Source organism: Chloroflexota bacterium, assembly GCA_016887485.1.
Taxonomy (GTDB): domain Bacteria; phylum Chloroflexota; class Anaerolineae; order Anaerolineales; family Anaerolineaceae; genus Brevifilum.
Map to the genome: position 1 here is coordinate 663,710 of CP069394.1, position 11,394 is coordinate 675,103.

Genomic DNA, 11,394 nt, shown 5'->3' on the forward strand with positions numbered 1-11,394 from the left:
CTTTAGGAAGGAGCCTAGATGAAAAAGGAATCGGAAACCGGGCAGAATATGTCGAAGGCCATAAATGACTTTTGCATGACAGTTTGCACGGTCAATGGCTCTGGCAGCGCCACAGCCAACACAACCCTCTTACGAGCCATGTTCCATATGGGGATCCCAGTATCCGGGAAGAATATATTTCCCTCCAACATCAAAGGTCTGCCCACCTGGTTTTCCATCCGAGTTTCCAAGGATGGATATCTGGCCCGGGTGGCCCATGACGACATCATCGTTCAGATGAACTCCACCACTTTTTCGGCGGACGTTGATTACAATGTGCCCGGCGGGGTGGTGTTCTATGCGGATCATATTGCAGTACCTATCCATCGCAACGATGTGATTGCTTATCCCATGCCTGTCAAGCAGTTGATCAGTGAAGCTGAGGTTCCGCGTAACCTGCGGGACTATATGGAAAACATGGTCTATGTCGGGGTGGTCTCCCAGATGTTGGGGATCGAACTAGATGTGGTTCATGAGGTCTTACTTAGCCAATTCAAAAATAAATCTTCTGTGGCCGAGAGTAACTTCGCAATGGTGAAGATGGCGGCAGATTGGGCAAGGGATAACCTGGAGAAGAAAGACCGTTATTCTGTGGAAGCCATGCCGCCATTAGATGATTACATCATGACAGATGGCAACACCGCTGGCGCGTTGGGCGCGATTTATGGTGGGTTTGAATTCTGCGGATGGTATCCGATTACACCGGCAACCAGCCTGGCCGAATCGCTCAACATATTTGCACCGGAATTGCGTAAGGACCCCGAAACCGGGAAGAACACCTTTGCCGTTGTTCAGGCCGAGGATGAACTGGCCTCAATCGGTATGGCGATTGGTGCAGGTTGGGCTGGAATTCGCTCAATGACCTCCACCTCCGGCCCAGGCGTCAGCCTGATGACGGAATATATGAGCCTGGCGTATTATGCTGAAGTTCCGCTGGTGCTGTGGGATGTGCAACGCGTTGGCCCCAGTACAGGGCTGCCGACCCGTACCGGGCAAGGCGATCTCAATCTGACCTATTTCCTGGGACATGGCGATACCAATCAGATCATCCTGATCCCTTCGTCCGTCAATGAATGTTTTAAATTTGGCTGGCAAGCGTTTGATATTGCTGAAAAATACCAGACCCCGGTTATCATCCTGAGTGATTTGGATTTGGGGATGAATCTCTGGATGACCAAAAAATTTGATTATCCGGACCAGCCGATAAATCGCGGCAAGATCCTCTGGGAAGAGGACTTGAAGAACTTCGGGCGAGATTGGGGACGCTACCTGGATGTGGATGGCGACGGCATTCCCTATCGGACGGTGATGGGAAATGAAAACCCCCAAGCCCCATATTTCACCCGGGGTACCGGGCATGATGAATATGGCAATTACAGTGAGGCACCTGAAGTTTGGGTTAGGGTGATGGATAGAATCAAGGCGAAGCTTGAAAATGCCCGCGAAGACCTTCCTAAACCGGAATTCCGCCGTTTGGAAGGGGCCAGGATCGGGCTGATCGCTATGGGTTCTACAGAGCCGGCCATGTTGGAAGCTCAGGATAAACTGGAAGCCCTTGGAGTCAAATGTGATTTCATGCGGATCAGGGCACTGCCTTTCTCCAAAGAAGTGAGAAAGTTTATTGAAGAACATGATGTCAATTACGTGGCGGAATTGAACCGGGATGGACATCTGCATCAGATCCTGTCGCTGGATTACTGTCACATGACTGAGAAAATGGTCTCCATTGCATTTATGGACGGGCTGCCAATGACGGCAGATCTGATTGTGAATGCATTGATGGATAGGGAGGGCTAGAGACATGGCTGAAAAAGAAGCATCAACCAATCAAATTGGTCTAACACGTACAGATTATCGTGGTGAGAAATCCACTCTTTGCCCGGGTTGTGGGCACAATACTATATCAGCCCAGATCATCATGGCCTGCTATGAGATGAACATTCCCCCCGAACGGATCGTCAAATTCAGCGGGATCGGCTGTTCAAGCAAGAGCCCGACCTATTTCCTGAAGAAATCCTTTGGGTTCAACGGTTTGCACGGCCGGATGCCTTCATTGGCATTGGGAGCAGCCTTTGCGGATCGCAGCATGAAAGTGATAGGCGTCTCCGGCGATGGTGACACGGCCAGCATTGGTATTGGTCAGTTCAAGCATCTCATCCGCCGCAACCTTCCAATGGTTTATATCATTGAGAATAACGGTGTTTATGGCCTGACCAAGGGGCAATTCTCTGCGACGGCGGAGAAAGGTCTGGAGCTTAAGCACCAAGGAATGAACCCCTTCATGCCGATTGATATTGTCAAAGAAGCTCTGGTGGGGAATGCTAGCTTTGTGGCTCGATCATTTGCCGGCGACCCTAAGCAAGTTCGTGAGCTGTTGAAAGCAGCGCTTAGTCACAATGGCACTTCAGTGATCGATATTATCAGTCCTTGTGTAAGCTTTAATAACCGCGAGGATACACTTCACTCGTATCAATGGGGCCGTCAACATGAAGCGCCGCTGCATGATATTTCATTCGTGCCGACAAAGAGAGCGATTATTTTGGATGAATTCGAAGAAGGTTCCTTCAAGGAAGTGACCTTGCACGATGGCTCAGTGGTTGTCTTGAAAAAACTGGAAACGGATTATGATCCGACGGATAAGTGGCAGGCTTTGAAAATCCTTGAAAAAGGTGAGCGAGATCATTACCTCGTGACCGGATTGATCTATGTCGATCCTGACCAGCCATCACTCTATGATTTCATGAACCTGACGGAAGAACCGCTGAATAGAGTTCCCAACAGTAAGATGCGACCTTCCAAGGAAAGTCTGGATAAGATCAACCAGAGTATGTTGTAGATTTCTTTTGCAGCTATTGGTTGCATCGAATACTATGAGTCAAAATGCGTCTCTTTGATCATGTTTATCGATAATAAATATGCCTCCCTTAATCGGGAGGCTTTTTGTTTTACAGAGTAATTTATAAGGATATTGACCAGCTGATTTTACATCTCAATCAGCACTTTAATGGCCTGATTACCTCGCTGTGTCAGCAGGCTGAAAGCATCCTGTACTTTTTCCAATGGAAACCGATGTGTTACCAATGTTTCCAATGAGAGCTTGTTTTGATCCAGGATTGTGAGGGCATCCTGAAAATCCCAGTTATAGCCCTGCGAACCGGAGAGAGTGATCTCTTTTTGGATGAAGAGGTTGATTGGCACTTTGGGGAAGGGATCTTCAAAAATACCAATTAAAGTGGACAAGCCGCCTTTTCGTACTGACTGGAGTGTTTGTTCCAATGTTTGGGCAAAGCCAGCAGCTTCAAAAGAAAAGTCCACGCCCAACCTTTCAGTCTGGTTGAGGATGGTTTCGACAGAGTTTTCTTCAAGGTTATTGATCGCCATGGTGGCACCAATTTCGAGGGCTTTATCCAGTCGGAATTGATTGATATCAATAGAGAATGTTTGTCCTTGGGTCCGACGGCTAGCTAGCATAACGACCAGTAGGCCGATCGCACCTGCACCGAACACTGCAGTAGATTGACCAAGGTGCATTTCGCATTTATTAACAGCGTGCAGAGCTACCGAAAGGGGTTCAACCAATGCCCCCGTTTCCAGCGATACCGAATCGGGAAGGCGGAAAACATACCGGGCGGGGGCTATGAAATATTCGCCAAAAGCACCTTGCCCACGCCGGTAGTGGAAACTGACATCTTGGCAAAGGTGGTATTGACCTCGCAGACAAAAATGGCATTTCCCGCAGGCGATGACTGGCTCCACCGTTACTCGATCACCAACCTGAAGGTTTGTCACTTCCGAGCCCTTTTCGATGACTACGCCGGAGAGTTCGTGCCCCACGGCGCTGGGCAAGGAGACAGAAGGATGCAGACCTTTGTATAAGTGCAGATCGCTGCCGCAGATTGCCGCGTATTTGACCTTAATCCGCACCTCATCAGGCAGTAGGTTGTTCATGGGATGATCTTCAAAAGCGACCTTTCCTGGTTCAGTGATAATGGCCATCGGATAGGTTTGCATCGGTTTATGCTCCTTGTTCAATATGATTAATAAGGGTGCCTAACGACGAGATTGTGATTTTGATCTCTTCACCGGGTTCCAGGGGTGGATGGAAAACCAATTCGCCATGAAATAATTTTGGGCTTCCTGTCAGGACAAGGTCACCAGGTTGGAGCGTAGTAAGGGTGGATAGATAGGCTAAGATTTCGTCCACGGTAAATAGCATCCTGACGGTTGAGGATTCCTGCACCAGGTCGCCGTTGCGCCAGGTTCGGATCATCAAGTCCTGTGGGTCTGTTATTTCATCGGCGGGCACGAAGACTGGGCCTGTAGGTGTGAAAGTATCGAACATTTTCCCACTGGTCCATTGAGATGTGCGTTTTTCAATCGTTTGATCGCCAACATCATTCGCGATGGTATATCCAGCAATGTGACTCCGGGCTTCCGAAAGGGGAACGTTGTGGCAGGTATCAGCGATATAAAAGGCTAATTCTGCTTCGAAATGGACATTTTCACAGGCTCTGGCAAGGCGTATCGGTGCACGATGAGATGAGAGACCGCTGGTCGGCTTCAGGAACACGACCGGATATTCAGGCCTAGGAGTGTCTGCCCTGGATGGATAGTTCATCCCAATGCAAATTATCTTGCCGGGATTGGGGATAGGAGGGGCAAGGGTGAGTTTATCCAGGTCAAGGCCCTCTCCCATGTTTAAGTGATTTAAACAGGTTTGGTTCAGGAGTGCCTTTTGCGCTGGGGTTAGTGAGAGGAGGCCTTTTACTGAATGTGCTTGAAAAGTTGTTATTTCACCAATGGCCTGCAAGAGCGGTGGAAATTCAACCGCCCGGCCATCCATCAGACAGGCTGGCTGGTGTTTCCCATTCTCGTCCAGATAGGTCAGGTATCGCATGATTGTTACGGTTCTAATCCTGATTGAATTTTGGAGGTCTTTTATCTAGAAAGGCATTGCGGCCTTCCAGCGAATCTGCGTTTCCACCAGTTTTTACCCGCAGGTCACTTTCCAAAACCAATCCTTTTTCCATTCCTTCTCGGAGGCCTGCGTTGACACATATTTTTGTGGATTCAATGGATGAGCTGGCGTAGGAGGCGATTGTCTGTGCAATGCCTAAAGCCTCCTCCATGAGGGTTGCAGAAGGAAAAACATATTCCACCAAACCGATCCGTAGGGCTTCCTCAGCATCAACAGTGCGGCCGGTTAGAAGGAGATCCAGCGCTCTTCCGCGACCAACAAGCCGCGGCAGGCGTTGGGTACCACTGCCGGAGGCGAAAGCGCCAACTTTGACCTCAGGGAAACCGAATTTGGCGGTGTCAGCTGCAATTCGGAAATCGCAAGCCAGTGATAGGACTGCGCCGCCACCAAAAGTGAAGCCGTTGCATACGGCGATCACGGGGAACCGGGCATCCTCAATCATCTGGTTGAGGGAGGATTCCCAGTAGTCATTTTCCAACAGCCAGCCGGGTTCGGGGCTGAAGTCGTGAATATCTGAGCCGACCGAAAAGGCTTTTCCGACCCCGGTCAACAACAAGCAGCGAATTTTGGGATCATCTTCTAGTTTTCGTATAGCCGACATCAATGCCCTTTTGACCGCATGGCGCAGCACCCCGAGGGGCTCAGACTGGATGGTGATTAAGGCGACGTTATCTACTGGGCTGGTCACCTGAAAGGCGGAGGTTTCCTCAGAAAAGCCATTTCGTTTTTGGTTGGTCATTCACTCCTCCTTGCGCAACCGCTCGGGAATATTTAGAGGGGATTTGGACAGCAAGTCTGCATTAAGACCTATTGGTTCAGGCCTGAAGAGACGTTCATCCATTAATTTTAGATCAGGTGAGATCAGGGGGTTGATCTCCATCTGATTTAGTACATCCTGATCAAGGTCGATGCCCGGAGCGATCTCAATCAGTTCAAGCTGACCATCTTTCTTGCGGAAGACTGCCCTTTCAGTGATATAAAGGGCTTCCTGTCCGCGTTGGTCAGCGAAGTTGCCATTGTAACTTACCTGCTGCAGCTTTGAGACAAACTTCTTGCTGCGTCCTTCTTTTCGGATATTTAATTTTCCATCTTCAATAGCAATATCCAATCCGCCTGCGGTGAGAGTGCCGCTGAACATCACCTTCTTGGCATTTTGGCTGATATTGACAAAACCACCCACACCAATGATCCGATCACCGAAACGGCTGACGTTCACACTCCCGTTGGCATCAACTTCAGCAAAAGAAAGAAAAGCCAGATCCAACCCACCCCCGTCATAGAAATCAAATTGATAGGGCTGGTCCACTATGGAGGTGTAATTAATGGCCGCACCAGCATCAGAGGAGGGCGAACCACCGTTCAGCCCCTGTTCATTGGTCAAAGTTATCTCTCCCGCAATCCCTTCCTCTGCTGCAATGGTGCCAATGCCAGTGGAAACACCGGCGCCCAGGTTGCAGATGGCGTTAGGGCGAAGTTCCATTGCCGCTCGTCTCGCGATGATCTTACGGGCATTGAAGGGGAGTGGTGTGATTGAGTCTTCAGGTAATCGGATCTCACCGGCGTAGGCTGCGCTGTAATCTGTAAGATAGGTTTGGCGTTGATGCGGGTCTATTACGATTAAGTCCACCAGCATACCGGGTATCTTGATGTTTTTGGCAGGGATGGTGCCACGCTGGGTGATTCGTTCAACTTGGACGATTACCAAGCCCCCATTTCGGTGCGTGGCTTGGGCCATAGGCAGCATTTCTCCAAAAACGGCTTCTTTTTCCATCGAGACATTGCCGTCTTCATCAGCAGTAGTACCTCGAAGAAATGCCACATCTACACAATAGGGCTTATAAAAGATCCATTCTTTTCCGTCCAGTTTGACCAGTTCCACCAGGTCTTCCTTGGCACATTTACTCTGACGTCCACCGTCCTGGCGGGGATCAATATAGGTGTGGAGCCCGACATGAGAAAGTAAGCCAGGTCTGCCAGCTGCCATTTCGCGCATCAATTGAGAGAGGGCACCCTGTGGCAGGGTATAAGCTTCAACGGTGTTTTCAGCAGCACGCTTTTGGAAAGCTGGACTGTTGACCAGCGCGCCTGTCACAATTCTTTTTACCAAGCCGGGATGGGCCAGATGGCCAACCCCCTGGCTGATATTGTCGCCTATGCCCACAGGGTGTAGCAGCGTCAGATTATGCGGTTGGTTTTCTGCCAGATATCTTTCTTCAAGTGCGACAATCAGGGCTTCCGGTACGGCATGCCCTCCACCTGATCCCCCAATTAGCAGCAAATCGGAATCTTTGATATATTTCACAGCTTTTTGCAGGGATACAATCTTCAATTTTTGCCTCCGACCTTTACACCTTGGCGTAGATAATCGCATGAGATTTTCTATCTTACCATTACAAAGATAATTAAAACAACCTGATTCAATCGTTTTCATCGTTTAATATATGACTTTTATCCATTTTTTGATGATTTATTAGGAAATATTTTTAGTTTTCTGTATAATCTTTTTGGATTAAGGGGCTACAACTAACCATCAAAGGAGAAATTATGGTGATTAAACAATTGGTTGATACGATGCTTACACGAGCAAACGAAAATTCGTTGACCCCGTTTCGGCTGAAGGATTGGGATCAACTGGTTAAATGGGAAGTGGACGGGGAGGATCATTACTGGCAAAGTAAAGATGGCCAGTTCGTCCCGGTTGAGAGGGGAGAAGCTGGGTTTACGCTAAAATGCTCCGCTGATACTTTGCAGAAAATTGTCGATAAAAAGATGCCATTCTTTATGGCGCTTTGGGGCACCGGTGATATTCAATTTGAGGGAGGTTTTGGTGATGCTTACCGGTTGGGATATGTTTTTCTTGATGACGAACGGGAGCGACGGGTTATTTTCATCAGCCATTGCTGGTTGAACATCAACACTCGCTTCCCACAAGGTGCTGCATTCAAAGGCGCAAATGTCCCCTTAATCAAGACTCTGTTGGACAGTGGATTGGGGATCATTCAAATGCCCTGCCCAGAGTATGAGGTTCTGGGTTTGGAAAAATACGCTTATGGCGATATCATCCTGGAGCCACTGCGGGCGAAATTCCGTGAGGTTGCCAAGATTGTTGTGAAGCAAATTAAGGATTACCTTGCACTCGGTTTTGATGTGGTCGGCGTTCTGGGGATGAACCCCAGCCCGTCCTGCGGTGTCGATTCAACCAAGGGAAAGGGAACCATGTTGGGAACCAACAGAGATACCTCAGAAGAAAATGATTCCGGAATTTTCATGGATGAGTTGAAAAAATTGTTGGCTGAGAATGGGCTTTCTGATATTCGCATCTTTGCTGTTCGCCGGCTCATGACTGGTGAACCGGGTCTGGAAGAACGAATGGAACAATTAAGGGGTTATATTAGCGCTTGAACGCAATTTTATAGAAAAAAGTAAGAGGTTTGGGCCAGTTTTTCATCCCAAGCCTCTTTTTTTATGTCAAGTGGCAGTTAATTGGTTGTTAATCTGGGTTAATGCCTTGACAATATACTTTATGTTTTATAAAATATAAAGTATGGATAACCCATTTGGAACATCAAATAATCGACCGCCTCAACTGAAAGAGGACTTTGCTTACGATATGATCAAGGAAGCAATCCTCGGGGGTGACCTGCGTCCGAACCAGCAAATCAGTCTGAGTACTTTATCCAAGCAACTAGGGGTTAGTATTATCCCGGTCAACCAAGCCATACGGAGACTAATCTCTGAAGGGTTGGTTAAACAGGATCCGCATCATTCGCCTTGTGTTGCTGAGTTTTCATCCGATGCTCTGCAAGAAATTTTGACCATTCGTTATCATCTTGAAGAATTGGCGATGCGTGAGGCAATTCCCAATATTGGGGAAGAGGAGATGGCGGAACTCCGAAAATTAAAAGAAGAAATGGACGAAAATGTGGAATCAAGCGATATGCATGCGTACGGTATCGAAAACCGTGCCTTTCACATGAAGATCTATTCTTACTGTCCTTACCCCTTGCTTTATGAATTAATCGATGACCTTTGGAATAAAGCCGAGTTAAATCGCAGCCGTTCAGTATTCTCTCTGGTTCAGGACATGGCTCAGCACTCTCAATTTGATCATGAAAAATTATTGGAGTTGATCGAGGCCAAGAAAATTGATGAAGCCATTGAGGCGCTGCATTTCCATCGGATATATTCCCGAGACAGATTATTAGAAAAAATCACTTAACCAAACAAAACACAGACCTCCTCTTTATGGAAACCTTTAAATACTATAAACCTCGTAGCATTCAAGACGCATTCAATATCATTCAGCAAGAGGGAGGGAGTATCAGATTCCTCGCGGGTGGTACAGACCTGTTAGCCAGGCTAAAAAGCGGCCACTTCGCTCCTGATATTGTCGTTGATCTGAAATCACTTGATGAATTGAATGGTGGTATTCGGATTGTTGGGCAGAACGTTCACATTGGCGCTCTGACAACATTTGCAAAGATCAGCACTGATCCTGTAATCCTTGAACATTTCCCTGCCTTGGCTGATGCAGCCAGCGAAGTGGGGTCAGTCCAAATCCGAAATCGGGCAACAATCGGCGGGAATATTTGTAATGCTTCTCCCGCAGGTGACTCGCTCCCGCCATTATTCATCTATGGTGCCAAAATAAAATGTTTAAAAATGGATTCAAGTCGATTGATTCCGGTTGAGTCCTTCCTCCAAGGCCCCGGCAAGACCGTTCTTGAAAAAGGCGAGCTCTTAGTCGGCCTTGTTCTTCCTCTCCCTGCAACTAACCAAGCTGCTAGCTTCACCCGGCTTACTCGGCGCCGAGGTGCTGACTTGGCCACCATTAACCTATGTTGCCAGGTTTTTCGTAATGGGCCAACCCGGTTTGCTGTGGGTGCAGCAGCACCGGTGCCCTTTATTGTTGAAGATCCTTCAGGTTTGCTCAGTGATCCAGCGGGGGATCCGGCACAGAAGAAAGCATTGGTTGAAGAATTAATGCAAGCAGCATCACCGATTACAGACGTTCGTGCGTCGAAGGAATATCGGCGGGCGATGGTTGTGACTTTGGCGCTGCGCGCACTAAAACAATCAATTAACTCTTTAGAAGGTCAGGCATCATGACGCAAAAAGCTGAAACCCGGACTTATCCGATTTCCTGCACCATCAATGGTGAAATTTATAACATTGAAGTTGAATCACATAAAACCCTGCTTTGGGTCCTACGAGAACAACTAAATATCACTGGCCCGAAGGAATGTTGCGGGATTGGCGAATGTGGCGCTTGCACTGTGCTAATGGATGGCAAGAGCGTAAATTCATGTTTGGTTCTTGCTGTTGAAGCCGATGGTCATGAGATCGTGACCATTGAAGGCTTAGGCGGTCAGGAGAAGTTGGATCCTATTCAACAAGCTTTTATTGACCAGGGAGCCGTCCAGTGTGGATTTTGCACCCCAGGCATGATTATGTCTGCAAAGTATTTATTGGATAACAACAAAAACCCGTCAGAGGAAGAGATTGCCGTAGCATTATCGGGCAATTACTGCCGCTGCACGGGATATAAAAATATTATCGACGCTGTCAAAGCAGCTGCATTGAAATACCAAGAATAGGAGTTTACTTCGTATGACAAAGATTATTGATCTTAGCTTGCCGCATCAGAATTATGCTAGCGAACCTTTTCCACCCTCGATTTCTCACTCAACCCACGCCGAAGGTGCGCGTCGGTTGGCCGCTCTGGCAAAAATCGATCCAACTGATTTCGAAAATGGCATGGCGTTAGCGTCCGATCAGGTGAATTCCAGCACGCACTCCGGAACCCATGTGGATGCCCCCTGGCATTACGGTCCGGAAGTTGACGGGAAACCTGCTAAGACCATTGACCAGGTTCCTCTGGAATGGTGCTTTGGCGAGGGCGTTGTCCTTGACATGCGTCACCTCGAGCAGGGTTCCGGTATTACGGAAGCCGATGTGGTTGAAGCATTGGACAAAATCGGTCACACACTTCAGGAAGGTGACATTGTTCTGATCCAAACCGGTGCCGATAAATTCTGGGGTACCACCAAATACTTGCCTGCACAATCCGGCTTGACTATGGAAGCCACCGAGTACATTCTGAATCAGGGTGTCCGTACCATCGGGATTGATGGCTGGGGCCTTGATCGGCCTGTTGCGAAAATGGTGGAAGCCTATCATAAGACCGGTGATCAAAAAGAACTCTGGCCTTCGCATTTCTATGGCCGCCGGCGTGAATATTTACAAATTGAAAAAATGGCAAATCTGGACCAACTCCCCGGAGCGACCGGCTTCAAAGTCGCTTGCTTCCCTGTGAAGATTGAACGCGGTTCCGCTGGTTGGACCCGTGCCGTTGCAATTGTTGAAGATTAATTATT

Annotated in this window: 11 protein-coding genes; 7 read left to right on the plus strand and 4 right to left on the minus strand. The window is 48.2% G+C overall.

Translation table 11 applies throughout. The features are described 5' to 3' along the window. The first annotated feature begins 18 nt into the window (after window positions 1-18). Complete coding sequence (locus JR338_03070; GenBank protein ID QRN83753.1) at window positions 19-1,836, plus strand: 2-oxoacid:acceptor oxidoreductase subunit alpha; 1,818 nt, start codon at window positions 19-21, stop codon at window positions 1,834-1,836. A 4-nt stretch (window positions 1,837-1,840) separates the two neighbouring features. Beyond that, on the plus strand, window positions 1,841-2,875 hold the full coding sequence (locus tag JR338_03075; protein ID QRN83754.1) for a 2-oxoacid:ferredoxin oxidoreductase subunit beta: 1,035 nt from the start codon (window positions 1,841-1,843) through the stop codon (window positions 2,873-2,875). A 146-nt stretch (window positions 2,876-3,021) separates the two neighbouring features. Here JR338_03075 and JR338_03080 read toward each other — a convergent pair whose 3' ends face one another. Genes JR338_03080 through JR338_03095 form a run of 4 tightly spaced genes read right to left on the minus strand, consistent with a single transcriptional unit; the run spans window position 3,022 to window position 7,346 of the window. After that, entirely contained in the window at window positions 3,022-4,050 is a 1,029-nt protein-coding gene (locus JR338_03080; GenBank protein ID QRN83755.1) for an alcohol dehydrogenase catalytic domain-containing protein, read from the minus strand. A 4-nt stretch (window positions 4,051-4,054) separates the two neighbouring features. After that, entirely contained in the window at window positions 4,055-4,936 is an 882-nt protein-coding gene (locus JR338_03085; protein QRN83756.1) for a fumarylacetoacetate hydrolase family protein, read from the minus strand. A gap of 13 nt (window positions 4,937-4,949) precedes the next feature. Beyond that, window positions 4,950-5,756, minus strand: coding sequence for an enoyl-CoA hydratase/isomerase family protein (locus JR338_03090; protein QRN83757.1), 807 nt, complete (start codon window positions 5,754-5,756; stop codon window positions 4,950-4,952). Next, entirely contained in the window at window positions 5,757-7,346 is a 1,590-nt protein-coding gene (locus JR338_03095) for a 3-oxoacid CoA-transferase (GenBank protein QRN83758.1), read from the minus strand. It lies immediately after the preceding gene. Between the two features lie 215 nt (window positions 7,347-7,561). Between JR338_03095 and JR338_03100 the strand changes: the two genes are divergently transcribed. The 5 genes from JR338_03100 to JR338_03120 all read left to right on the plus strand — a co-directional run bounded on the left by JR338_03100 (window position 7,562) and on the right by JR338_03120 (window position 11,389). Further along, window positions 7,562-8,419: a hypothetical protein gene (locus JR338_03100; protein QRN83759.1), complete on the plus strand. Its 858-nt coding sequence runs from the start codon at window positions 7,562-7,564 to the stop codon at window positions 8,417-8,419. Between the two features lie 142 nt (window positions 8,420-8,561). Beyond that, complete coding sequence (locus tag JR338_03105; protein ID QRN83760.1) at window positions 8,562-9,236, plus strand: GntR family transcriptional regulator; 675 nt, start codon at window positions 8,562-8,564, stop codon at window positions 9,234-9,236. A gap of 26 nt (window positions 9,237-9,262) precedes the next feature. Further along, window positions 9,263-10,126: a xanthine dehydrogenase family protein subunit M gene (locus JR338_03110; GenBank protein ID QRN83761.1), complete on the plus strand. Its 864-nt coding sequence runs from the start codon at window positions 9,263-9,265 to the stop codon at window positions 10,124-10,126. Then, on the plus strand, window positions 10,123-10,614 hold the full coding sequence (locus tag JR338_03115) for a (2Fe-2S)-binding protein (GenBank protein ID QRN83762.1): 492 nt from the start codon (window positions 10,123-10,125) through the stop codon (window positions 10,612-10,614). The genes JR338_03110 and JR338_03115 overlap by 4 nt, the downstream gene beginning before the upstream one ends. A 13-nt stretch (window positions 10,615-10,627) precedes the next feature. Beyond that, window positions 10,628-11,389, plus strand: coding sequence for a cyclase family protein (locus JR338_03120; GenBank protein QRN83763.1), 762 nt, complete (start codon window positions 10,628-10,630; stop codon window positions 11,387-11,389). Window positions 11,390-11,394 lie beyond the last annotated feature (5 nt).

Excerpts from the sequence above, each read along its gene's own strand:
- JR338_03090 (QRN83757.1), bottom strand. The coding sequence starts at position 5,756 with ATGACCAACCAAAAACGAAATGGCTTTTCTGAGGAAACCTCCGCCTTT.
- JR338_03105 (QRN83760.1), top strand. The coding sequence starts at position 8,562 with ATGGATAACCCATTTGGAACATCAAATAATCGACCGCCTCAACTGAAA.
- JR338_03075 (QRN83754.1), top strand. The coding sequence starts at position 1,841 with ATGGCTGAAAAAGAAGCATCAACCAATCAAATTGGTCTAACACGTACA.
- JR338_03115 (QRN83762.1), top strand. The coding sequence starts at position 10,123 with ATGACGCAAAAAGCTGAAACCCGGACTTATCCGATTTCCTGCACCATC.
- JR338_03100 (QRN83759.1), top strand. The coding sequence starts at position 7,562 with ATGGTGATTAAACAATTGGTTGATACGATGCTTACACGAGCAAACGAA.
- JR338_03110 (QRN83761.1), top strand. The coding sequence starts at position 9,263 with ATGGAAACCTTTAAATACTATAAACCTCGTAGCATTCAAGACGCATTC.
- JR338_03080 (QRN83755.1), bottom strand. The coding sequence starts at position 4,050 with ATGCAAACCTATCCGATGGCCATTATCACTGAACCAGGAAAGGTCGCT.
- JR338_03120 (QRN83763.1), top strand. The coding sequence starts at position 10,628 with ATGACAAAGATTATTGATCTTAGCTTGCCGCATCAGAATTATGCTAGC.
- JR338_03070 (QRN83753.1), top strand. The coding sequence starts at position 19 with ATGAAAAAGGAATCGGAAACCGGGCAGAATATGTCGAAGGCCATAAAT.
- JR338_03085 (QRN83756.1), bottom strand. The coding sequence starts at position 4,936 with ATGCGATACCTGACCTATCTGGACGAGAATGGGAAACACCAGCCAGCC.